Source organism: Citrobacter pasteurii (assembly GCF_019047765.1).
Lineage (GTDB): Bacteria > Pseudomonadota > Gammaproteobacteria > Enterobacterales > Enterobacteriaceae > Citrobacter > Citrobacter pasteurii.
This window is the reverse complement of the sequence record NZ_CP077262.1, coordinates 571,221-595,671: the sequence shown is the minus strand read 5'-3', so window position 1 is coordinate 595,671 and position 24,451 is coordinate 571,221. Positions and strand designations below refer to the sequence as shown.

Sequence of the window (24,451 nt, the reverse complement as noted above, 5' to 3'; positions counted from 1 at the left end):
TTATGTTCTGGCAGGTAACCAATATTACCCTCCAGTGTACGTTGCCTGAGCAGGTAAACGCCATAATGTTATATGTATCACTGTAAATTGTTTATCCGATGTTACCAATGGCGCGATTCTTTGCTATTATGCTCGATAACGAACATTAATGAGCTATAACGAAAGTGCGAGAGGCCAGCATGGAAACCAAAGATCTGATTGTGATAGGTGGAGGCATCAACGGTGCCGGTATCGCGGCAGATGCCGCTGGACGCGGATTATCCGTGCTGATGCTGGAAGCACAGGATTTAGCCTGCGCGACCTCCTCCGCCAGCTCCAAACTCATTCACGGTGGCCTGCGCTACCTGGAACACTACGAATTCCGTCTGGTTAGCGAAGCGCTGGCCGAACGTGAAGTGCTGTTGAAAATGGCACCGCATATCGCCTTCCCAATGCGCTTTCGTTTGCCCCATCGCCCGCATCTGCGTCCGGCATGGATGATCCGTATTGGTCTGTTTATGTACGATCATCTGGGCAAACGCACCAGTTTGCCGGGTTCGACCGGTTTGCGTTTTGGCGCGGATTCCGTAATGAAACCCGAGATTGTGCGCGGTTTCGAATATTCTGACTGCTGGGTAGACGATGCGCGTCTGGTTTTGGCAAACGCCCAAATGGTTGTGCGTAAAGGTGGGGAAGTATTAACCCGTACCCGCGCAACCTCCGCTCGTCGCGAAAACGGTCTGTGGGTTGTTGAAGCTGAAGATATCGATACCGGTAAAAAACACACCTGGCAGGCGCGCGGTCTGGTCAACGCCACCGGTCCGTGGGTAAAAGAGTTCTTCGACGACGGCATGCATCTGCCGTCACCATACGGTATCCGCCTGATTAAAGGCAGCCATATTGTGGTGCCGCGCGTGCATACCCAGAAGCAGGCTTACATCCTGCAAAACGAAGATAAGCGTATTGTGTTTGTTATCCCATGGATGGACGAATTCTCGATCATCGGGACGACCGACGTCGAATACAAAGGCGACCCAAAAGCAGTGAAAATTGATGAGAGTGAAATCAATTACCTGCTTAAGGTCTACAACGCGCACTTTAAGAAACAGCTGGGCCGTGACGATATCGTCTGGACCTATTCAGGCGTACGTCCGCTGTGCGATGACGAATCGGACTCACCACAAGCTATCACCCGTGATTACACGCTGGATATCCATGATGAAAACGGCAAAGCACCGCTGCTGTCGGTCTTCGGCGGCAAGCTGACGACCTACCGTAAGCTGGCTGAACACGCGATGGAAAAACTGTCGTCTTACTATCAAGGCATTGGGCCAGCATGGACCAAAGAGTGCATCCTGCCAGGCGGAGATATTGGTGGTGACCGTGAGGATTTCGCGGCAAAACTGCGCCGTCGCTATCCGTTCCTGACCGAGTCGCTGGCGCGCCATTATTCACGCACCTATGGCAGCAACACGGAATGGATCATCGGCGAAGCGACTTCGGTTGCCGAGTTGGGCGAAGATTTTGGCCATGAATTCTATGAAGCCGAGCTGAAATACCTGGTCGAGCACGAGTGGGTTCGCCGTGCAGAAGATGCACTGTGGCGTCGTACGAAAGAAGGGATGTGGCTGAATGCCGAGCAGCAGTCGCGCATGACCCAGTGGCTGACAGAGTACGTTGAGAAACACCAGCTGTCTCTGGCATCCTGATAAAAATGCCGGATGGCAGCTAACGCCTTATCCGGCCTACGAGAGTATATAAACGTAGGCCGGGCAAGCGAAGCGCCCCCGGCATCGTGTATTACAATCGCACCGAATCAATATGCCAGATGTTCTCGGCGTACTCTTTGATCGTCCTGTCCGACGAGAAGTAGCCCATATTAGCGATGTTTATCATCGACTTCGTGGTCCACTCTTCCGGGTGACGATACAGTTCATCAACCTTATCCTGACAATCAACGTAGCTGCGATAATCCGCCAGCACCTGATAGTGGTCGCCAAAGTTGATCAGTGAGTCCACCAGGTCACGGTAGCGCCCCGGCTCCTCGGGGCTGAATACGCCACTGCCGATTTGCGTCAGCACCTGGTGCAGCTCTTCATCTTTCTCGTAATACTCACGCGGCTTGTAGCCCTGACTACGCAGCGCCTCCACTTCTTCCGCAGTATTCCCGAAGATAAAGATATTCTCTGCGCCCACATGCTCCAGCATCTCAACGTTAGCGCCATCCAGCGTACCGATGGTCAGCGCACCATTGAGAGCAAATTTCATATTACTGGTCCCGGAGGCTTCGGTCCCGGCCAGTGAGATTTGCTCAGACAGGTCGGCGGCAGGAATAATCACCTGCGCCAGGCTGACGCTGTAGTTAGGAATAAACACCACCTTCAGCTTGTCGCCAATCTGTGGATCGTTGTTAATCACTTTCGCGACATCGTTAATCAGGTGAATGATGTGCTTCGCCATGTAATAGGCCGAAGCCGCCTTACCGGCAAAAATATTCACACGCGGCACCCACTCAGCGTCAGGATCGGCCTTAATACGGTTGTAGCGGGTGATCACATGCAGCACGTTCATCAACTGACGCTTGTACTCGTGAATACGCTTGATCTGCACATCAAACAGAGATTTCGGATTCACCACCACATTCAACTGCTGCGCGATGAGCGTCGCCAGCCGCTTTTTGTTCTCCAGCTTCGCATGACGCACCGCCTGGTTCACCAGCGGGAAATCGCAGTGTTGTTCCAGTTCGCTGAGCTGACTGAGATCGGTGCGCCAGGTACGGCCAATGTTCTCATCCAGCACATTGGAAAGCGCCGGGTTCGCCAGCGCCAGCCAGCGACGCGGCGTCACGCCGTTGGTAACGTTGCAAAAACGGGTTGGGAAGATCTTCGCAAAGTCAGCGAACAGCGACTGTACCATCAGGTTGGAGTGCAGCTCAGAAACGCCGTTAACCTTGTGACTCACCACCACCGCCAGCCATGCCATACGCACCCGGCGGCCGTTGGATTCATCGATGATCGACGTCCGCCCCAACAGATCCGTATCGCTCGGATACTGCTCCTGCAGCGTTTTCAGGAAGTAATCGTTAATCTCAAAGATGATTTGCAGGTGGCGCGGCAGAATTTTACCCAGCATATCCACCGGCCAGGTTTCCAGCGCCTCGCTCATCAGCGTATGGTTGGTATACGAGAAGACCTGACAGCACACCTCAAAGGCATCGTCCCAGCTAAACTTGTGCTCATCAATCAGCAGACGCATCAGCTCAGGAATCGACAGCACCGGATGGGTGTCATTGAGGTGAATAGCAATTTTATCTGCCAGATTATCGTAGGTTTGGTGCAGCTGATAATGGCGACTCAGAATGTCCTGGATCGTCGAGGAGACCAGGAAATATTCCTGACGCAAACGCAGCTCGCGCCCGGAATAGGTAGAGTCATCCGGATACAGCACGCGGGAGACGTTCTCGGAGTGGTTTTTATCTTCCACCGCCGCAAAATAGTCGCCCTGGTTAAATTTACCGAGGTTGATTGCGCTACTGGCCTGGGCGTTCCACAGACGCAGCGTGTTGGTGGCGTCAGTGTCGTAACCCGGGATAATCTGGTCATAAGCTACCGCCAGAATCTCTTCGGTCTCGATCCAGCGCGTTTTCTTGCCTTCCTGCTGAATACGCCCGCCAAAACGCACTTTGTAGCGTGTATTGTGGCGTTTAAATTCCCACGGGTTACCGTATTCCAGCCAGTAGTCCGGCGACTCTTTCTGTCGGCCATCGACAATATTCTGTTTGAACATCCCGTAGTCATAGCGAATACCGTAACCGCGCCCCGGCAGACCCAGTGTTGCCAGAGAGTCAAGGAAGCAGGCTGCCAGACGACCAAGACCACCGTTACCAAGACCAGGGTCGTTCTCTTCGTCAATCAGATCTTCAAGATCCAGCCCCATGCCTTCCAGCGCATTTTTGACATCGTCATAAATCCCCAACGATAACAGTGCATTGGAAAGCGTGCGGCCAATAAGAAACTCCATTGACAGATAATAGACCTGGCGAGTTTCCTGCGATAATTGCGCACGGTTAGAGCGCAGCCAGCGCTCCACGAGACGATCGCGCACCGCGAATAACGTGGCGTTAAGCCACTCATGTTTGTTGGCAATGACCGGATCTTTGCCAATCGTGAACATCAGCTTGTAGGCGATAGAATGCTTAAGAGCCTCTACGCTGAGTGTGGGCGATGCATAAGTAAATGGAGCATTCATATAGGTGATTCCTGGATATCTATTTCAGGCGATAGTAAAGCTCACGGTAGGACTTCGCCGCGACTTGCCAGCTAAAATCCATTGCCATTGCCTGACGTTGCACAAACCGCCACAGCGAAGGGCGCGACCACAACACGAAAGCACGCCGGATCGCCCGTAACAGCGACCAGGCATTACTATCTTCAAATACAAACCCACTGGCGATACCGTCCGCCAGGTTTTCCAACGAACTATCAGACACCGTATCAGCCAGCCCGCCGGTACGCCGCACCAGCGGCAACGTGCCGTACTTCAGTCCATACAATTGCGTTAAGCCGCACGGCTCAAAACGGCTGGGCACCAATATCACATCGGCCCCGCCCATGATGCGATGCGAGAAGGCCTCGTGATAACCAATCTGCACGCCAACCTGGCCTGGATGTTCCGCGGCCGCAGCTAAGAACCCTTCCTGCAATACCGGATCGCCCGCGCCGAGCAACGCCAGTTGTCCGCCCTGCTCTAACAACCCAGGCAGCGCTTCCAGTACCAGATCCAGCCCTTTTTGACTGGTCAGACGGCTGACTACGGCAAACAGCGGCACTTTATCGTTAACCTTAAGCCCCATCGCAATCTGTAGCTGCCGTTTGTTCTCGGCCTTCTCTTCCAAAGAGTCACGGGTATAGCGCGACGCCAACAGCAGATCGGTTTCCGGGCTCCAGATTTTTTCATCAACACCGTTCAGCACGCCGGAAAGACGCCCTTCGCGATGGCGCTGCTGCAACAACCCTTCCATGCCGTAGGCGAACTGCGGCTCGGTAATTTCCCGCGCGTAGGTCGGACTGACCGCCGTAATGTGGTCGGCGTAGTACAACCCGGCCTTCAGGAACGAAATCTGCCCGTTAAATTCCAGTCCGTGCACGTTAAAGAACGACCATGGCAATTGGATGTCATCCATATGCTTTGCATAAAACATGCCTTGATACGCCAGGTTGTGTACGGTGAACACCGATTTCGCCGGATGGCCGCGCGCCGCCAGGTACGCTGGTGCCAGGCCAGCGTGCCAGTCATGCGCATGCACCACATCCGGGCGCCAGAATGGATCAAGGCCGCAGGCCATTTCACAGCCGACCCAACCCAACAGCGCAAAACGCAGCACGTTATCGGTATACGCAAACAGGTTCGTATCGTGATACGGGCTCCCGGGACGGTCATAGAGATGCGGCGCATCAATCAGGTAAATGCCGACGCCGTTGTAGTGTCCGAACAGCAGCGTGATCCTGCCCGCGAAGGTATCCCGGCGCGTCACGACCTGCGCATCGGGAATGCCGCGACGAATATCAGGAAACGCCGGAAGCAACACGCGGGCATCCACACCGTCCGCAATTTGTGCCGCAGGTAACGCCCCAATAACATCCGCCAGTCCCCCGGTTTTTAACAGGGGGAACATCTCTGAACAAACGTGTAAAACCTGCATTATCGCTCCTGTTTGATTTGCAGTTTGCGTAGCATTTCACGCGTGACCAGCACAATGCCTTCCTCTGAGCGGTAGAAGCGACGAGCATCTTCTTCCGCATTTTCGCCAATCACCATGCCCTCAGGAATGATGCAGGCGCGATCGATAATGCAACGACGTAAGCGACACGAACGTCCCACCCACACTTCAGGTAACAACACTGCCGAATCAATGTTACAGAAAGAATTCACCCGCACTCGCGGGAACAGTACGGACTGCACCACCACCGAACCGGAAATAATACAGCCGCCGGAAACCAGCGAGTTCAGCGTCATGCCGTGGCTACCGGAACGGTCCTGCACGAATTTCGCTGGCGGCAGCGATTCCATATGCGTACGGATTGGCCAGTCCTGGTCGTACATATCCAGTTCAGGCGTCACCGAAGCCAGATCGAGGTTCGCCTTCCAGTAGGCTTCCAGCGTTCCCACATCACGCCAGTATGGCTCGGATTCCGGGTCAGACTGCACGCAGGACAACGGGAACGGATGTGCATACGCCATGCCAGCTTCGGTGATTTTTGGGATGATGTCTTTGCCAAAATCGTGACTGGATTTTTCATCGAGATCATCTTCCGCCAGCAGTTCATACAGATAATCGGCGTTGAAGATGTAGATCCCCATACTGGCAAGCGATTTGGTCGGATCGCCAGGCATCGCCGGCGGGTTGGCTGGTTTTTCAACGAATTCGATAATTTTGTCGTTTTCATCAACAGCCATTACGCCAAACGCACTGGCTTCTTCGATCGGCACTGGCATACAGGCGACGGTGCAACGTGCGCCTTTCTCGACGTGGTCGATCAGCATGCGTGAGTAGTCCTGCTTATAAATATGATCGCCTGCGAGGATCACCACATATTCCGCTTTGTAGCGTCGAATGATATCCAGGTTTTGGGTCACCGCATCCGCCGTGCCGCGATACCAGTTTTCACCCTGCATTCTCTGCTGTGCAGGCAGCAGATCGACGAACTCGTTCATCTCTTCGCTAAAGAATGACCAGCCGCGCTGAATATGCTGCACCAGGGTATGTGACTGGTACTGCGTGATCACGCCAATACGACGGATCCCGGAGTTAATGCAGTTGGATAAGGCAAAATCAATAATGCGGAATTTACCGCCAAAGTGCACGGCGGGCTTGGCTCGTTTGTTGGTTAAATCTTTCAGACGGGTTCCGCGGCCACCGGCCAGGATCAGGGCAACAGATTTTAATGGCAGCTGGCGCGCCAACATTACACGATCGTTCTTCTCTAAACTCACCATGACTAACTCCTTTTTATCTTCTCTGGAACACACACAGTCCGTGCGCAGGTCCCTGCCAGACAGCCGTAAGCACCGGATTATCCTCTCCGGCAAATGGGGGAATGGCGTGCCATTCCCCTTCAGGTAAAACAATATCTGTCACCTCAAGCGTGGCGTTTATTGCAATCAGAAAACGGTCTGAAAGCTGGATTTGCATCTGCCTCGGGCCGTTTTGCCACTCATCCGCACTTAAGGGTTGTGCGTACTTATTCAGCCAACGAACATTGCCATCGCCCTCTTCCCACCAGCAATCACCCGTTAATGCGGGTATTTGCTGACGCAGATGAATCAGCGCCGCAGCAAATGTGGTTAGCCCACTGTTTGCCTGCTGCCAGTCCAGCCAGGTTAAGGCGTTATCCTGACAGTAAGCGTTATTGTTGCCGTGCTGGCTATGACCATGCTCATCGCCCGCCAGCAACATCGGCGTCCCCTGGGAGAGCAACAGCGTGGTTAACAGCGCATGAATGCTGTCGCGCCGCCGCTCAATCAGGTCCAGCGTGCCGCCTAATCCTTCTTTACCATGATTGTCGCTGTAGTTATTGCTAGTGCCGTCCCGATTTTCCTCACCATTCGCTTCATTGTGCTTATTTGTGAAGCACACACAGTCGCGCAGCGTAAAACCGTCATGCGCGGTCACCAGATTGACGGAAGCGCTGGGTTTGCGGCCATTGCGTTTAAACACATCGCTGGATGCGGCGAAACGTCCGGCAAACTCTCCTAAAGACAGATTACGCTGAAGCCAGAAGCGTCGACTTGCATCGCGAAAATGGTCATTCCACTCGGCAAACGGCGGTGGGAAATTACCCACCTGATATCCGCCTTCACCAATATCCCACGGTTCCGCAATCAGTTTGACGCGAGAGAGCAGCGGACAGTTTTGGATCGCGGTAAACAGCGGCGCATCCTGACGAAACGCCGGCGTACGCCCCATGACGGATGCTAAATCAAAACGAAAGCCGTCCACGTGGCAGGTTTCAACCCAATAACGCAGGCATTCGCAGGCATACTCCACCACGCCGGGATGGCTCAGATTGAGGGTGTTGCCACAGCCGGTCCAGTTGTAGTAATCGCCATCTTCCCTAATCCAATAATAGCTACGGTTATCAATTCCGCGCAGCGAGAAGACCGGCCCCTCAAGATCCAGTTCGGCGCTGTGGTTCAAAACGATATCGAGAATGACCTCAATACCCGCTTTATGCAGTGCTTTTACCGCATCACGAAACTCATCCAACGCACTCTCTGGCGAGCAGGCATAAGCCGGATGCAATGCAAACATCGCTACCGGGTTGTACCCCCAGTAGTTCGACAATCCCAGCCGCTGAAGACGCGGTTCGTTGGCGAAATGCGCGACGGGCAACAGCTCCAGCGCGGTAATGCCAAGACGCTTGAAATAGTCGAGCATCACCGGATGACCCAACGCTTTGTAAGTCCCGCGAATCTCTTCCGGCAGGTCAGGATGCAAATACGTCAGCCCTTTGACATGCGCTTCGTAAATCACGGTATTGCCCCACGGCGTGCGTGGCGGGGTATCGTCTTCCCAGTCATACTGATCTGACACCACCACGCTTTTCAGGGCGATGGCGGCGTTATCATGGTGATCCGGTTCATTTAGCCCGCCGTGTAGCAGCGGGTTATCTTTTAACTCGCCCTCTACCCGACGCGCGCAAGGGTCGAGCAGCAGTTTCGCCGGATTAAACCGGTGACCCTGCTGTGGTTGCCACGGGCCATGTACACGATAGCCATAGCGCAGACCGGGACGGGCGTTGGCCAGATAGCCGTGCCAGATATCCCCGCTACGCCCCGGCAGGTCGTAGCGGTGTTCGCAACCTTGCTCATCAAATACGCATAACTCAACGCGTTCGGCATGGGCCGAGAAAAGGGTGAAATTGACGCCATGGCCGTCATACGTTGCACCATGGGGTGTGGCGTTGCCGGTTGCCAGTTGCGTCATTACCCCTCCCGAACCAGCCAAATCGTTGCCAACGGCGGCAACGTGAGGCTTAGTGAGTGCTGCCGACCATGGCTGGCGATTTCATCACTGTGCACTGCCCCACCATTACCGGTATTGCTGCCGTGGTAGTGCATCGAGTCGGTATTGAGGATTTCACGCCATTTGCCCGGTTGATTGATGCCAAAACGGTAGCCATGGCGCGGCACTGGCGTGAAGTTACTGGCGACGATAATTTCATTACCGACCTTGTCACGACGGACAAAAATCAGCACCGACCGTTCGTTGTCATCTACCACCAGCCACTCAAAGCCATAGGCATCAAAATCCAGCTCATGCAACGCTTTATGATGACGATAGGTGTGGTTCAGGTCGCGGACCAGTCGCTGTACACCGTGGTGCCAGTTGTCGCCGCCTTCCAGCAGGTGCCAGTCGAGGCTGGCGTCGTGGTTCCATTCGCGTCCCTGAGCAAACTCATTGCCCATAAACAGCAGTTTCTTGCCTGGGAAGGCCCACATCCAGCCGTAGTAGGCGCGCAGGTTGGCAAACTTCTGCCACGCATCGCCCGGCATGCGGTCGAGAATCGATTTCTTGCCGTGTACGACTTCATCGTGTGACAGTGGCAGAACAAAGTTTTCGGTGTAGTTGTACAGCATGCCGAAGGTCAGCTTATCGTGGTGATACTGACGATGAACCGGGTCCAGTTTCATGTAATCCAGCGTGTCGTGCATCCAGCCCAGGTTCCACTTGTACCAGAAACCTAAACCACCCATATCCTGCGGTCTTGAGACGCCGGCAAAGTCGGTGGACTCTTCCGCCATGCTCACCGCACCAGGCACCTGTTCGCCAAGAATACGGTTGGTATTGCGCAAGAACTCAATGGCTTCGAGGTTTTCGCGACCACCAAATTCGTTCGGAACCCATTCCCCTTCTTTACGGCTGTAGTCGCGATAAATCATCGATGCCACAGCATCCACGCGCAACGCATCGATACCAAAGCGCTCAATCCAGTACAGGGCATTGCCCACCAGATAGTTGCTGACTTCACGACGGCCATAGTTGTAGATCAGCGTATTCCAGTCCTGGTGATAGCCTTCACGCGGGTCGCTGTGTTCATACAAACTGGTGCCATCAAACTGAGCCAGACCAAAGTCGTCCGACGGAAAATGGCCCGGAACCCAGTCGAGGATCACGTTCAGCCCCGCCTGATGGGCGGCATTGATAAAATAGCGGAAGTCATCGCGCGTGCCGAAACGGCGGGTCGGCGCGTACATGCCGGTAGGCTGATAACCCCAGCTGCCGTCAAACGGGTGTTCGTTAATCGGCAGCAGTTCAAGATGGGTAAAGCCCATCCACTTGGCGTAGGGAACCAACTGATCCGCCAGCTCACGATAGCTCAGCCAGAAGTTGTTATCGGTATGACGACGCCATGAACCCAGATGCACTTCATAGATAGAGATTGGCGCATCAAACTGGTTAGCTCTTTTGCGCTCCTCAGTTTGCACCACTTTTTCCGGCAAACCACAGATAAGCGATGCGGTTTCCGGGCGCATTTGCGCTTCAAACGCGTAGGGGTCGGCTTTAATACGCAGCTTACCGTTCGCATCGATCATCTCGTATTTATACAGCTGCCCCTGCTGGGCTCCGGGGATAAACAGCTCCCAGATACCACTCTCTTTACGCAGGCGCATGGGGTGGCGTCGACCATCCCAGTAGTTGAACTGTCCCACGACTGAAACACGCTGTGCATTCGGCGCCCAGACGGAGAAACGCGTGCCGGTAACGCCATCCATAGTGTCCGCATGCGCACCCAGCGTCTCGTAAGGTCGCAGGTGCGTACCTTCAGATAACAGCCAGGCATCCATATCCTGGATTAGCGGGCCAAAACGATAAGGGTCATCAATCAGATTCTGCTGTCCATGCCAGACAACGGCCAACTGATAGCGAAAGAAATTTTTACGGCGGGGAAGTACTGCACAAAAAAAACCGCGAGAGTCGAGGCAATCCAGCTTGCCGACTTTACGTCCGGTTTTTGGTTCGATCACCCACACTTCGGTGGCGTCAGGTAATAGGGCGCGGACTTCAAGTCCAGCGTCAGTTTGGTGCATACCGAGTACGGAAAAAGGATCCGCAAAATGGCCTGCAATTAGCGCATTAATCACGTCTCTATCGATACGAACGGACATGGTTGTCATCCTGTTTTATGGTGTCACCCCTTCCAACTGATTTTCGACATCAGGTAGTGACACTTTTTTTGACCTGAACGGCGCAGCACAATTGTGCATCCTCTCTGCGTCGTCCCACCTTCAGGCAACAACTTAATACCTCCGGTACTAAGTCACCCTTAAAGAATAGCCAATGCTTTATCTTACTCCTGGTAAAAAATGAAACATCTGCGCTTACTCCTGTATTACGCAAAAAAAAGGGCGACTCAGCACCCTTTATTCATTAACAAACCATTACGCCAGTTGACGTAACATGCGGCGCAATGGCTCCGCAGCACCCCAAAGCAGCTGGTCACCTACGGTAAAGGCTGACAGGAACTCCGGTCCCATATTCAGCTTACGTAGACGACCTACTGGCGTGGTCAACGTGCCGGTAACGGCCGCCGGGGTTAACTCACGCATAGTGATTTCACGATCGTTTGGTACCACTTTCGCCCACGGGTTGTGCGCCGCCAGCAGTTCTTCCACGGTCGGAATAGACACATCTTTTTTCAGTTTAATGGTGAACGCCTGGCTATGGCAGCGCAGCGCGCCGACGCGCACGCACAAACCATCAACCGGGATCACCGAAGACGTGTTGAGAATTTTGTTGGTTTCCGCCTGCCCCTTCCACTCTTCACGGCTCTGGCCGTTATCGAGCTGTTTGTCGATCCACGGAATCAGGCTACCGGCCAGCGGTACGCCAAAGTTATCAACCGGCAGTTCACCGCTGCGGGACAGGGTCGTTACTTTGCGCTCGATGTCGAGGATAGCAGAGGAAGGCGTCGCCAGTTCATCGGCCACATGGCTATACAGATGCCCCATCTGCGACAGCAGTTCACGCATATGGCGCGCGCCGCCGCCGGAAGCCGCCTGGTATGTTGCCACGGATACCCAGTCAACCAAATCATTGGCAAACAGGCCGCCGAGCGACATCAGCATCAGGCTAACGGTGCAGTTACCGCCGACAAAAGTCTTAATGCCTTTGTTCAGACCGTCGGTAATGACATCCTGGTTAACCGGATCGAGAATGATGATGGCATCGTCTTTCATGCGCAGTGAAGAAGCCGCGTCAATCCAGTAACCCTGCCAACCGCTTTCACGAAGCTTTGGATAGATTTCGTTGGTATAATCGCCGCCCTGACAGGTCACGATGATATCGAGCGCCTTTAGCGCGTCCAGATCATAAGCGTCCTGAAGCGTGCCGGTCGCGGATCCACCGAACGTCGGTGCCGCCTGCCCGAGCTGGGAAGTAGAAAAGAAAACAGGGCGAATGGCGTCAAAGTCGCGCTCTTCAACCATGCGTTGCATGAGAACAGAGCCGACCATACCGCGCCAGCCGATAAAACCAACATTTTTCATAGCGTTTTTTTCCTGCAGAGATGTGTGCTGTGTATGCTAACCAGTATCCTACTGGCCTATCCTTCACCATACAAAAAGCAGCCAAAGTCGCAAGTGAAATTAATCAATGATAGCGAAGCCATCAGTAATGCGACTTATCCCGCTGCGCAAGCAAGCAGAAAGTCCGTGGTAATTATCAGGGAATTTGAGTTATGAATGAAATCATTTCAGCGGCAGTTTTGTTGATCCTGATTATGGATCCGCTCGGAAATTTGCCCATTTTCATGTCCGTATTAAAACATACCGAACCAAGACGCCGCCGCGCGATTATGATTCGCGAGCTGTTTATTGCGCTGTTGGTGATGCTGATATTTCTGTTTGCGGGCGAGAAAATTCTGGCATTTCTTAACCTGCGCGCGGAAACCGTGTCGATCTCCGGGGGCATCATTTTGTTCCTGATCGCCATTAAGATGATTTTCCCCAGCGCCACCGGGAATAGCACCGGACTTCCGGCAGGCGAAGAGCCGTTTATCGTACCGCTGGCGATTCCGCTGGTAGCAGGCCCAACAATCCTGGCTTCATTAATGCTGTTGTCGCATCAATACCCTAATCAGATGGGGCATCTGGTGATTGCGCTGCTGATCGCCTGGGGCGGTACGTTTGTGATTCTGTTGCAGTCGTCGCTGTTTTTACGCCTGCTGGGGGAGAAAGGGGTGAACGCGCTGGAGCGCCTGATGGGGCTGATTCTGGTGATGATGGCCACCCAGATGTTCCTCGATGGCGTACGGATGTGGATGAAGGGGTGATGTACTCGTTTCACGCCGGGTGGCGGCTTCGCCTTACCCGGCCTACGATGTGGATGTGTGCTCATTTGTATGCCCGGTAAGCATAGCGCCACCGGGCAATCAGCGCCGTGAATGTGTTTATGAGAAACACCTCAATCATCTAATCCCCTGAAAAAACGTATTTTCATTTCTGCGAAGCGCCTTCCGGAATGCCCTCTTGTCAGCATCGTGGATAAGCCTTATCTTCTCGCTGCACCTGCAAAATCAGGTGTCAGAATTAGCCTTCTGAAAATCATACTGGCGACATATACTTCTATGTCGTGCGACCGATTTCGTCTCAATGGCGGGTCGAGCGGAGACGTCGCAAGACGCGCCGGTATCCAGTATGACCGGTAAGGCTAACTCCGCTCGATTCCGCCACCCGCGAGATTAGCCTCTCCGGTGGTGGTTTAAATAAAACATACTGGAGGCTGCCCTATGGCGACTCCCCCTCTCTTTTCACACTCTTTATTTACCCTGCCCTTTAGCCATGCCACGGACTTCACCGAACTGGCGGATAACTGCGAGCGTTTTGTCGAAGGACTGGTTGAATGCCATGACCCGGTTGAAAAACTGGCGATTTGTGCACGTTTGTCGGCCTGTCTCGCATTATTGCAACCGACCTTAACGGAGCCTGTACCGCAGCATCTGCAGGCCAGTCTGACGGTAGAAACATTCCCGACCCGTTTTCCCCTTTTCGAGCCTGAGCCCGACCAGATGGGGCGTTACTGCCAGCTTTTGACGCATTTGCTGATGAGCAAAACGCTTTCTGATGATATGGAGCGAGTGGCGGGTGATTTGCTACAGGATTTGGTGGACTATTTCGCTGATACGCTAAAAGCGCCGCGCTGGCTGAAAACAGAAGAAGGGGTAGTCGTGCTGTAAAAAAGCCGGGTGACGCTTGCGCTTACCCGGCCTACGATGTGGATGTGTGCTCGTTTCCAGGCCCGGTAAGCGCAAGCGCCACCGGGCAACAAGATTCAGCTCAGCAGCTGGAAGGCAATCATACCGACAATTGCGCCGACTGTGCCGAGGATGGTTTCCATCATCGTCCAGGTCTTCAGCGTTTGCGCTTCGGTCGCACCGGTAAATTTACCGAACAACCAGAAACCGGCATCGTTAACGTGGCTTACCACGATAGAGCCGCCCGCGATACAAATAGACAATGCCGCCATCTGTGCGCCGGAGAAGTTCAGCTGTTCAATCACCGGCATCACCAGACCAACCGCCGTTAAGCACGCCACGGTCGCAGAACCCTGAATGATACGCACCGCCGCCGCCAGCACGAAGCAGGTAATGGCAATAGGCAGACCCATTCCGGTTAACGCTTCGCCCAGCGCCGGACCGACGCCGGAATCAACCAGCACCTGCTTGAATACACCACCGGCACCAATCACCAGCAGAATAATCCCCGCGGGCTGCAGCGCGTGACCGCAGATCTCCATCACTTTGTCTTTTGGCATACCCTGGCGAATCGCCAGACCGTAAATTGCCACCAGACACGCTACCAGAATCGCGGTAAACGGGTGACCGATAAACTCGAACCATTCATAGGTTGTAGAACCGACCGGCACAAAGCGCGCGGCGATAGTTTTCAGACCAACCAATACCAGTGGCAGCAGGATCAGCGACAAGCTAAAGCCGAAGGACGGCATTTTACCTTCGCCCAGATGCGGCTCGGTAATGTCATCAGGAATGTTCAGCTCAACGTAACGGCTGATGAAATTACCCCACAGCGGCCCGGCGATAATCATGCCCGGAATCGCGGCACACAGGCCAATCAGGATCATCCAGCCAAAGTCAGCGTGCATCTGTGAAGCCAGCAGCATTGGCGCAGGCCCCGGCAGGAGAAACGCCGCCGCCGCCGCCACACCCGCAAACAGCGGAATGACTAATTTAACCAGGTTGGTACCGGTGTGACGCGCCATCGAGAATGCGACACTTATCAGCAGCACAATCGCCACTTCAAAGAACAGCGGCAGCGCGCAAATCAGACCGGCCAGGCCAATCGCGTAATGTGCGCGGCTGTGGCCGAAGGATTTCAGCATTTTGACGGCAATTTGATCGACTGCACCGGTCTCATGCAAAATCTTGCCGAACATCGCCCCCAGCGCCACAACAATCGCCAGGAAACCGAGCGTGCCTCCCATCCCTTTTTCCATGGTCGCAGCGATTTTATCGAGCGGCATACCGGAAAAGAGACCTGCACCAATAGACACCACCATCAAAGCAAGGAAGGCGTGCATACGCGCCTTCATCACTAAAAACAGCAGTAATAAAACGGACCCTACTGCTGTTAAAACAAGCGTTAATGTACTCACTACTTACTGCCCTGGTTAATAACCTCAATGGTGCTGGCGACCACACCGTCCAGTGGTTGATCGATATCGACCACCAGTACATCGTTTTCATTCGCACCTGGTTCTTCCAGCGCTTCAAACTGGGTCACCAGCATCTGCGTTTTGAAGAAGTGGCCTTTACGCGCTTTCAGGCGGCTTTCGATAACGTCAAAATCCCCTTTCAGATAGATGAAAGAGAGGTTCGGGTTACCGTCGCGCAGCTGGTCGCGATAGACTTTTTTCAGAGCGGAACAGACGATCAGCGAAACCTTGTTGGTACGCTGCATCGCAAAGGCGGCGTCGTTCAGCGCCTGTAACCACGGTTTACGGTCATCATCGTTGAGTGGCTCACCGGAAGCCATTTTCATGATGTTGCTGCGCGGATGGAGAAAATCGCCATCAAGAAACGCGGCCTGCAGTTGATGCGCCACAAGGCTTGCGACAGCAGATTTACCGCTGCCCGATACGCCCATCAGAACGTAAACGTGGTGATCATGATTAGTCGTGCTCAAAGCGTTGCCCCCACTGGTACAAGAATCTGGAAATTGTTACGGGTAACTGTTATCGGTAACATTGTCCAGCCGGATAAATAGAGAAGCAATATCCATTCGTGCCCGAAGTGTATAAGTGTGAGCTACTTCAAACTTGTTGGCTTAAATAGATCCGCCCGGTGACAAGGTGAAACCTAAATCTAACATTTTAGGTGTGACTGCTTCACCACGGATGCGCGCCAGCAGGCGTTCTGCGCCAATGCTGCCCATGCGTTCACGCGGCGTGAGCACGCTCGCCAGACGCGGCTCCATCACCTGTCCGATGTCGTGACCGTGGAATCCGGCAATCGCCATATCGTCAGGAATTCTCAGCCCTAAACGCTGGCATTCAAAGGCCGCCCCTACCGCCAGGTCATCGTTGGTACAGAAGACGCCATCAAGCTGCGGGTATTCACGCCGCGCCTGACGGATGAGTTCAATACCGGATGAGTAAGAAGAAGACTGCTCTACCATCACGCTGTACGGCACCAGGTTGGCATCGCGCATTGCCTGCTCGTAGCCCCTCTGTTTGATGATAGTACGTTCATCAAGACGTGCGCCAAGATAGGCAACATGACGGTGCCCGCGGGCAATGATCGCCGCGGTCATTTGGCGCGCGGCTTCGAAGTTGTCAAAACCGACGGCGATATCCAGACACGGGGACTGGCTGTCCATCAGTTCAACCACCGGGATACCAGCAACCTCAATCATTTTCAGGGTACGAGGCGTGTGGCTACGTTCGGTGAGGATCAAGCCATCAATATTCCACGACAGCATCGATTCCAGACGCTCCTGCTCCATCTCGGGCTTATAGCCGTAGTGCGCCAGCATGGTCTGATACCCATGGGCGTCGGTAACGGCCTCAATGCCGCGTAACACTTCAGCAAAAACCTGGTTGGTGAGAGAGGGTAACAGGACGCCGATAGCACGGCTGGTGGCGTTAGAAAGGATATCAGGAGCGCGATTGGGAATATAACCCAGCTCATCAAGTGCAGCGGCAATTTTGCCCCGCAGCGCCACGGAGACCTGCTCCGGATTACGCAAAAAGCGGCTGACCGTCATTTTGGTCACGCCCACGCGGTCGGCTACATCCTGAAGTACGGGTCTTTTCTTTTTCATCGTCCTGAAGCGTTAAAAAGGGATAGATTCCCCCAGTTTACCACGGACGCACGGAATTAATGACAAACGATGAAAAGCCGGATGGCAACGCTTTCGCGTCTTATCCGGCCTACATCAGGTTACAGCACGTTATACAGGCGGCAGGTCAAACAGTAACACTTCGCTGTCGCTGTCGGCATGAATAGAAATAGCCTGCTCATCCCAGATTGCCAGACCATCGCTGGTGGTCGCTTTGGTTCCGTTAATGGTGACGTTGCCTTTAACGACCTGGATCCAGACGCGACGTTCAGCGGCAATCTGATGTACCGACTGCTCATCTTTAAGCAACGCCCAACGGTACAGCTCCATATCCTGGTACACTTTCAGCGAACCATCGCGGGCATCCGGCGACAGCACCAGTTGTTTACCCTGAACAGCATCGAAACGACGTTGCTCGTAACGCGGCGTAATGCCATTTTCCTGCGGCATAATCCAGATCTGATACAGATGCAGCTTCTCAGTATTGCTCGGGTTGTACTCCGAGTGACGGATCCCCGTCCCGGCGCTCATAATCTGGAACTCACCGGCAGGAACCTGCTCTTTGTTGCCCATGCTGTCCTGATGTTCCACCGCGCCTTCCAGCACGTAGGTCAGAATTTCCATGTCTTTATGGGGATGAGTACCAAAGCCCTGACCTGCGTCGATCACGTCATCGTTAATCACGCGCAGTGCCGAGAACCCCATAAAATTCGGGTCATAGTAGTTGGCAAAAGAGAAGGTATGCCAGGAATCGAGCCAGCCATGATTCGCATGACCGCGGTCATTAGCTTTGCGTAAATAGATCATTGTGTTCACCCCCAGATGTTTTCGATGGAGTAAGTGTGGACTCAATCCGCCCGGGATCATAGAGGGTGAAAATTGACTCCTCTGTTCAAAAAATATGAACAAGCCCAGAGGAGTCTGTGCAAGCTATTTAGCGAGGGTTATCGTCGCCGGAGACGCCTGTTCAAAGGCGCGTTCGAGAAGTTCCAGGTTGGTAAGAACTTCAGATTCCTTGACGTAATTAGGCGTACCGGCGGTCAGCGTCTGGTATAGCGCATCATAGACGCGACCATAGTCCCCGACTTCCGGTTTCATCTCTTCTTTTACCGTCAGGCCGTCATCGTTGACATACTCCAGTACCCCGATGGAATCGTCAGCAGCGAAACCTGGCTCACCCGGCATGATATTGGCCTTCAGGCTGGTTTCCTGCTGATCGATGCCGTACTTCACAAACGAGCCTTTGGTGCCGTGAACGATAAATTTCGGATAGTCGATTTTCACCAGATGACTGGTTTTAACAATGGCTTTCAGGTCGCCGTAAAACAGCTGTGCTTCAAAGGTATCGTCCGGGTTCGCTTTATTACGCAGGCTGCGGATGTCATAGGCCACATGATCGGGGCGTCCGAACAGCGAGATAATCTGATCCATGGTGTGTACGCCCAGGCCATAAAACGCGCCGTCCTGCGGCAGTCCCGGCTTAGTTTCCGCCACCGGACGGTAGTAATCGAAATGGCTTTCAACCTCAACAATTTCGCCGAGTTTGCCGCTCGCAATCGCCTTTTTAGCGGTGAGGAAGCAGGAGTCAAAACGACGATTCTGATATGGCGTAACGGTCAGCCCTTTGCTTTGCGCCAGTTCGAACAGCACTTTTGCTTCTGCCAGCGTCGGCGTGAACGGTTTCTCAACCAACACGTTTTTACCCGCCTCCAGCGCACGTTTGGCGTAGTCAAAATGGCTGTCAGCATGAGTACAAACGATCACTAACTTCACCTGCGGATCGTTTAAGATCTCGTCGAGGTCACTGGTGAAGTGAATATGCGAATACTGCGGTGCCTGCTCTTCCGGTTTCGCGTTGCGGCGGAAAATATGTGCGACATGCCAGCTGTCTTTGCGGTTGAGGACGTAAGGTAAATGGTAGCGAGTGGTACTTTTACCAAAACCAATAAATGCGCAGTGTAAGGTCATGAGACAATCCTTTTGAAGATGATTATCTACACCATAGCGCAAAGCGGCTGGAGACTGAATCCATCCTGTCATCGTGCCGGATGCGGCGTTGCCTTATCCGGCCTACAAAGCAGATGCCTCAAGCTCAAGCTCGGGCGTCAGTGGCGCAGGCAGATTATTCACGGCCTGCGCGCAGCAACCGGAGCGTACACAGAGTACGTGAGGATTGCGAGCACAGCCCGGGATTAAGCTGACAAGCAAACTAGCCCGAAACCCAGCCTCAAAAAAAAAGCCAGCAAAAGCTGGCTAAAGTAATACTGGAAGCAATGTGAGCAATGTCGTGCTTTCAGGTTCTCCGTAGGGGTTCCCCTGAACGCAGAGCAATAATAATCATTCTCATTCGCACTTGTCTACTTCTTTTTGCAAAAAAATGCAGTTGACGGAATTTTCTTTCTCAGCGAGGGTAAAGACTCAATTAACCCTGAAGGAGATAAGGAATGAGTGAGATAGTGATTCGCCACGCTGAACCTAAAGATTACGACGCCATTCGTCAGATCCATGCCCAGCCGGAGGTGTATCACAACACGCTACAGGTTCCTCATCCTTCCATGGAGATGTGGCAAGAGCGACTAACCGAACGGGTCGGAATCAAACAACTGGTCGCGTGCATTGATAATATCGTCGTCGGACATCTCTGCATCGACGTTGCTCAGCGCCCCCGCCGCAGCCATGTCGCCGATTTTGGTATCTGCGTTGATGCCCGCTGGCAGAATCGCGGCGTTGCCAGCGCGCTTCTCCGTACGATGATCGACATGTGCGACAACTGGCTACGCGTCGACCGTATCGAATTAACGGTGTTTGTTGATAACGAACCTGCGGTTGCGGTCTATAAAAAGCATGGCTTTGAGATCGAAGGGACAGGTAAGAAATACGGCCTGCGCAACGGCGAGTACGTGGATGCGTACTTTATGGCGCGCGTGAAATAACGGGTAAGAAACCAACCGCCAGGAAGCACTCGCCGGGCCTGCATCAACGGCAGACCCGGCAATACCATCAATATCCTGCAGTTAAATCATCCACGGAACGCGGGTCGGATGCGCCATACAGTGCGCCATCCGGTCCTACCATAATGCTCTGTGTGCTACCCATCGCTTCCTTCAGCGCGACTTTCTGCCCTTTCTGCTCCAGCAGCTTAATGGTGTCCGGGCTAAACCCTTTCTCAACGCGCAGTTCATCGGGCAACCATTGATGATGGAAGCGCGGCGCGTTGGTCGCTTCAGCGACATTCATGCCAAAATCAATGCTGTTGACTACCATTTGCAGCACGGTAGTGATAATTCGGCTCCCGCCAGGGCTACCGGTAACCAGCCAGGTTTTCCCGTCTTTTACCACAATAGTCGGCGACATCGACGACAGTGGGCGCTTCTTCGGCCCAACAGCGTTAGCATCGCCGCCCACCAGCCCGTAAACGTTCGGCACACCCGGCTTGGCGGAGAAATCATCCATCTCATTATTGAGCAGAATGCCGGTGTTACCCGCCACAATGCCGGTTCCGAAGGTGGTATTCAGGGTATAGGTCACTGCCACGGCATTCCCGTCTTTATCTACCACCGAGAAGTGAGTAGTCTGGTTACTTTCATAGGGAGCAAGTTTGCCAGGCTTGATTTGGCTGGAAGGCCTGGCCTTGTTGATATCAATCTGATCGGCAAGCGATTTGGCATAAGCTTTGTTGGTCAGCGCCTGCCATGGCACTTTCACAAAATCCGGGTCGCCCAGATACTCCGAGCGGTCGGCGTAAGCATATTTTTCTGCTTCAGCCATTATCTGCATGGCATCGGCGCTGCCAAACCCGTACTTCTTCATATCAAAGTTTTCGAGAATATTGAGGATCTGCACGATGTGAATACCGCCAGAGGACGGCGGTGGCATCGAGAAGACTTGATACCCGCGATAGTCGCCGCTAATCGGCGTACGCTCCACGGCTTTATAGCTGGCTAAATCCTCTTTGGTCATCAACCCGCCGTTTTTCTGCATTTCCCCAGCTATCTGATCGGCAATCGCCCCTTTATAAAACGCATCCGGGCCATTTTCGGCAATAATCTCGAGGCTTTTCGCCAGGTTCGTTTGCACCAGCTTGTCGCCCTTTTTCAGCGGCTCGCCGTCTTTCCAGAAAATGGCTTTGCTGTTCTCGTGATTAGGGAGCACTTCGCTGCCATAGGTTTTCAGATCGTCAGCCAGCGCATCGTTAACCACAAAGCCTTCTTCCGCCAGCTTCATTGCCGGGCGCACGACTTTGTTCAGCGGCATCGTGCCGTATTTCTCCAGCGCCAGCGAGAAACCCGCCACCGTACCCGGCGTACCGGATGCCAGATGCGATGTCAGCGACTTTTTCGCATCAGCGTTGCCCTGCTCATCAAGGAACATATCGCGAGTCGCGCCAGCTGGCGCCATTTCACGAAAATCAATCGCCGTGGCGTTACCGTCTTTGGTACGCAGTAGCATAAACCCACCGCCGCCCAGATTGCCCGCCTGCGGATGCGTCACCGCCAGCGCGTAGCCAACGGCTACAGCGGCATCAACGGCATTCCCGCCCTGTTTCAGAATATCCACCCCAACCTGCGTGGCCAGCGCATCCACGGAAGCCACCATCCCCTGCTGCGCACGCACAGGATGGAACACATCTTCTTCAACACCGTAGGATACCGGCGGTGGCGCAGCCGGTGCAGCAGCCACGCTAAAACAACTTCCTGAGAGCAGAGCAGCAATGGCTACCCGGCGTAAAAACGTCGGTTTTATCATCGTTATTCTCCAGATTTATGGGGTCGGCCCCCACTAAGCCTGGTGCATAACTCTGAAATAATCATCGTAACGGTGAGAAAGGAGTAAACTTAAGCGATCCCCGAGAGGAGAAAAGCGATGAAACGACTCTTACTTTTAGCCATGCTATTGCCGTTTGCAGGCTTTGCACAGCCCATCAACACCATGAATAACCCGAATCAACCCGGTTATCAGATCCCGAGTCAACAGCGTATGCAAACACAAATGCAAACGCAGCAAATTCAACAGAAAGGGATGCTCAACCAGCAGTTGCAAACGCAGACACGCATGCAGCAACAGCATATGGAAAACCAAATCAACGCCAATTCCCAGCGAGTACGTCAGTCTCAGCCAGGTGAGTTGAATTCCGGCCAGCAGCAAATGCTGCCCAACAGCAATGGCGGGATGTTAAACGGAACGCATAACCCGGACAACTCGCTGAATAAACAGCAACAGATGCTGCCGGAAAAAAAGAATGGCGACATGCTGAAGCCCTCCAGCACGCCGCAACCTAACGTTCCGTTAAAAACGCTTGGACCTTAACAGGGCTGGAAATCCGGCCCGATGACATCAATGGCATCGGTACAGATGCAGTCTACCCCCCAGCGTAGCAGTTCTGCCGCGCGCTGGGGTCGGTTGACGGTATACACCAGAATCCGCAGCCCCGCATCGCGCAACGCATCCACGCGCGCTTCATCCAGCAGCTTATGATTAAGATGAATAGAGACGCAGCCAAGCCGCGTGGTCAGCTCACGCCAGTCCTCGCGCCATTCATCCAGCAGCAAACCTCTCGGCAGCTCAGGCACCGACTGCTGCGCCGCTTCAAGCGCATCAATTTCAAAAGATGACAGTAGCGGCGACGTCATTCCCGACCACAGTTCACGCGCGGCCAGCGCCACGGCTTTCCCGGTCAGCGCCCCGGTTCCCGTGGTCGGTTTGATTTCAATATTCGCCATCATGCCATGCTGGCGGCAGCGCTCAGCGACTTGCGAGAGCAGCGGCAGCGGTTCGCCTTTAAACTCACCGCTAAACCAGCCCCCGGCATCCACACGCAATAAATCCTGCCAGTTCAATTCGCCAGCCACGCCCCAGCCGTTGCTGGTGCGCTCCAGGTTGTCGTCATGCAGCAAGAAGATCTCACCGTCTTTCGACAATTTAGCGTCAAACTCAATCATGGTGTGACCGTATCGCGCTCCCATGTCGATTGCCGCCAGGGTGTTTTCCGGTGCCAGCTTACCGCCGCCACGATGGGCGACAATATGGGGGTAAGGCCAGTTACTCATACACGTTGTCCTGTTTCGCCATCAAAAAGATGCAGATGATTTTCTGGCAGATGCAGCCACAGCGTGCTGCCTGCCGTCGGGCGATGCTGATGCGCCAGTCGCACCACCAGCTTTTGCTCACCCCAACGTCCATGTGCCAGATTATCCGCACCCAGCATTTCCAGCGTGTCGACGACCAGCGGCACGCCACCTTCGGCCTGCGAGCTTAGCGCAATATGCTCCGGGCGGATACCCAGCGTCATGTTACGCCCAATACACTCCCCGACGCTTTTCCCTATAGGTAACGACATGCCATCGCCCAACTCAAAATGCGTACCCGAGGCGCTGATGCGACCATCCAGCAGATTCATCGCCGGGCTGCCGATAAAACTCGCCACAAAGCGGCTGGCGGGTTTTTCATACACCTCAACCGGGGTACCGATTTGCTCGGCAATGCCTTTGTTCATCACCATTACCCGTTGGGCGAGGGTCATCGCTTCAACCTGATCGTGCGTCACGTACAGCGAGGTGGTTTTCAGTCGGCGATGCAGATGTTGTAACTCCAGACGCATCTGTACGCGCAGCTTGGCATCAAGGTTAGAAAGCGGCTCATCGAACAGGAATACCGCCGGGTCGCGGACAATCGCCCGCCCCATGGCCACACGCTGGCGCTGGCCGCCAGAAAGCTCGCGTGGACGGCGTTTAAGCAGGCCATCCAGCTCAAGAATACGCGCCGCCTCTTTCACCCGCTCAGCAATATGCTCCTTGCCCATCCCGCGGATTTTCAGTCCCCAGGCCATATTTTCTTCCACGCTCATATGCGGGTACAACGCGTAGTTCTGGAAGACCATCGCAATACCGCGATCTTTCGGTTCCATCTCGGTGACGCGCTTATTATCAATCCAGATATCGCCACCGCTCACCCGTTCAAGCCCGGCCACCATCCGCAGCAGCGTAGATTTACCGCAACCGGATGGCCCAACCATCACAATAAATTCCCCGTCCGCAACGTCCAGCGTCAGCGGTTTAATCACCTGGGTTTTGCCGTCCCAGCTTTTGGTTACTGCCTGTAGTTTTAAACCAGCCAT

General features: G+C 53.9%; 19 protein-coding genes. 5 read left to right on the top strand and 14 right to left on the bottom strand.

All coding sequences use genetic code 11. From position 1 onward, the window contains the following. The first annotated feature begins 179 nt into the window (after window positions 1-179). Window positions 180-1,688: a glycerol-3-phosphate dehydrogenase gene (glpD, locus tag I6L54_RS02870; RefSeq protein WP_005121613.1), complete on the top strand. Its 1,509-nt coding sequence runs from the start codon at window positions 180-182 to the stop codon at window positions 1,686-1,688. 91 nt (window positions 1,689-1,779) lie between these two features. On the opposite strand, the gene glgP is transcribed toward glpD, so the two are convergent. The 6 genes from glgP to asd form a co-directional block, all read right to left on the bottom strand. Then, window positions 1,780-4,227 (bottom strand): glycogen phosphorylase, encoded by a 2,448-nt coding sequence (gene glgP, locus I6L54_RS02865; RefSeq protein WP_005121612.1) that lies wholly within the window; start codon window positions 4,225-4,227, stop codon window positions 1,780-1,782. 19 nt (window positions 4,228-4,246) lie between these two features. After that, window positions 4,247-5,680, bottom strand: a complete 1,434-nt coding sequence (glgA, locus tag I6L54_RS02860) for a glycogen synthase GlgA (RefSeq protein WP_040231717.1) — start codon at window positions 5,678-5,680, stop codon at window positions 4,247-4,249. Then, window positions 5,680-6,975, bottom strand: coding sequence for a glucose-1-phosphate adenylyltransferase (gene glgC, locus I6L54_RS02855; protein WP_005121610.1), 1,296 nt, complete (start codon window positions 6,973-6,975; stop codon window positions 5,680-5,682). The genes glgA and glgC overlap by 1 nt, the downstream gene beginning before the upstream one ends. A gap of 13 nt (window positions 6,976-6,988) precedes the next feature. Continuing rightward, window positions 6,989-8,965, bottom strand: a complete 1,977-nt coding sequence (gene glgX, locus I6L54_RS02850; protein WP_040231715.1) for a glycogen debranching protein GlgX — start codon at window positions 8,963-8,965, stop codon at window positions 6,989-6,991. Then, window positions 8,965-11,148 carry a 1,4-alpha-glucan branching enzyme gene (glgB, locus tag I6L54_RS02845; protein ID WP_040231714.1) on the bottom strand — a complete coding sequence of 728 codons (2,184 nt, stop codon included), beginning with the start codon at window positions 11,146-11,148 and terminating at the stop codon, window positions 8,965-8,967. The genes glgX and glgB overlap by 1 nt, the downstream gene beginning before the upstream one ends. A 273-nt stretch (window positions 11,149-11,421) precedes the next feature. Further along, window positions 11,422-12,528, bottom strand: a complete 1,107-nt coding sequence (gene asd, locus I6L54_RS02840) for an aspartate-semialdehyde dehydrogenase (RefSeq protein ID WP_040231713.1) — start codon at window positions 12,526-12,528, stop codon at window positions 11,422-11,424. Window positions 12,529-12,719: 191 nt separating this feature from the next. Here asd and yhgN point away from each other — a divergent pair, with 191 nt between their 5' ends. Both yhgN and I6L54_RS02830 read left to right on the top strand, forming a co-directional pair. After that, window positions 12,720-13,313 (top strand): NAAT family transporter YhgN, encoded by a 594-nt coding sequence (gene yhgN, locus I6L54_RS02835; RefSeq protein WP_040231712.1) that lies wholly within the window; start codon window positions 12,720-12,722, stop codon window positions 13,311-13,313. A 456-nt stretch (window positions 13,314-13,769) separates the two neighbouring features. Further along, window positions 13,770-14,216 (top strand): hypothetical protein, encoded by a 447-nt coding sequence (locus I6L54_RS02830; RefSeq protein WP_040231710.1) that lies wholly within the window; start codon window positions 13,770-13,772, stop codon window positions 14,214-14,216. Between the two features lie 95 nt (window positions 14,217-14,311). On the opposite strand, the gene gntU is transcribed toward I6L54_RS02830, so the two are convergent. The 5 genes from gntU to I6L54_RS02805 all read right to left on the bottom strand — a co-directional run bounded on the left by gntU (window position 14,312) and on the right by I6L54_RS02805 (window position 19,305). Next, on the bottom strand, window positions 14,312-15,652 hold the full coding sequence (gntU, locus tag I6L54_RS02825; RefSeq protein WP_005121605.1) for a gluconate transporter: 1,341 nt from the start codon (window positions 15,650-15,652) through the stop codon (window positions 14,312-14,314). Next, window positions 15,652-16,182 carry a gluconokinase gene (gene gntK, locus I6L54_RS02820; protein ID WP_040231708.1) on the bottom strand — a complete coding sequence of 177 codons (531 nt, stop codon included), beginning with the start codon at window positions 16,180-16,182 and terminating at the stop codon, window positions 15,652-15,654. The genes gntU and gntK overlap by 1 nt, the downstream gene beginning before the upstream one ends. 141 nt (window positions 16,183-16,323) lie before the next feature. Beyond that, window positions 16,324-17,319 carry a gluconate operon transcriptional repressor GntR gene (gntR, locus tag I6L54_RS02815; RefSeq protein WP_038634949.1) on the bottom strand — a complete coding sequence of 332 codons (996 nt, stop codon included), beginning with the start codon at window positions 17,317-17,319 and terminating at the stop codon, window positions 16,324-16,326. Window positions 17,320-17,448: 129 nt separating this feature from the next. Beyond that, window positions 17,449-18,144, bottom strand: coding sequence for a quercetin 2,3-dioxygenase (gene yhhW, locus I6L54_RS02810; protein ID WP_005121602.1), 696 nt, complete (start codon window positions 18,142-18,144; stop codon window positions 17,449-17,451). Window positions 18,145-18,267: 123 nt separating this feature from the next. After that, entirely contained in the window at window positions 18,268-19,305 is a 1,038-nt protein-coding gene (locus I6L54_RS02805; RefSeq protein ID WP_005121601.1) for an oxidoreductase, read from the bottom strand. A 476-nt stretch (window positions 19,306-19,781) separates the two neighbouring features. Between I6L54_RS02805 and yhhY the strand changes: the two genes are divergently transcribed. Then, window positions 19,782-20,270 carry an N-acetyltransferase gene (gene yhhY, locus I6L54_RS02800; protein ID WP_005121599.1) on the top strand — a complete coding sequence of 163 codons (489 nt, stop codon included), beginning with the start codon at window positions 19,782-19,784 and terminating at the stop codon, window positions 20,268-20,270. Between the two features lie 67 nt (window positions 20,271-20,337). On the opposite strand, the gene ggt is transcribed toward yhhY, so the two are convergent. Next, window positions 20,338-22,083 carry a gamma-glutamyltransferase gene (ggt, locus tag I6L54_RS02795; protein ID WP_005121598.1) on the bottom strand — a complete coding sequence of 582 codons (1,746 nt, stop codon included), beginning with the start codon at window positions 22,081-22,083 and terminating at the stop codon, window positions 20,338-20,340. Window positions 22,084-22,200: 117 nt separating this feature from the next. Here ggt and I6L54_RS02790 point away from each other — a divergent pair, with 117 nt between their 5' ends. Then, complete coding sequence (locus tag I6L54_RS02790) at window positions 22,201-22,644, top strand: DUF2756 family protein (RefSeq protein WP_005121597.1); 444 nt, start codon at window positions 22,201-22,203, stop codon at window positions 22,642-22,644. Here the strand turns inward: I6L54_RS02790 and ugpQ are convergent. After that, window positions 22,641-23,384 carry a glycerophosphodiester phosphodiesterase gene (gene ugpQ, locus I6L54_RS02785; protein ID WP_040231704.1) on the bottom strand — a complete coding sequence of 248 codons (744 nt, stop codon included), beginning with the start codon at window positions 23,382-23,384 and terminating at the stop codon, window positions 22,641-22,643. The genes I6L54_RS02790 and ugpQ overlap by 4 nt on opposite strands. Further along, complete coding sequence (locus I6L54_RS02780; RefSeq protein WP_005121595.1) at window positions 23,381-24,451, bottom strand: sn-glycerol-3-phosphate import ATP-binding protein UgpC; 1,071 nt, start codon at window positions 24,449-24,451, stop codon at window positions 23,381-23,383. Before I6L54_RS02780 ends, ugpQ begins: the two co-directional genes overlap by 4 nt.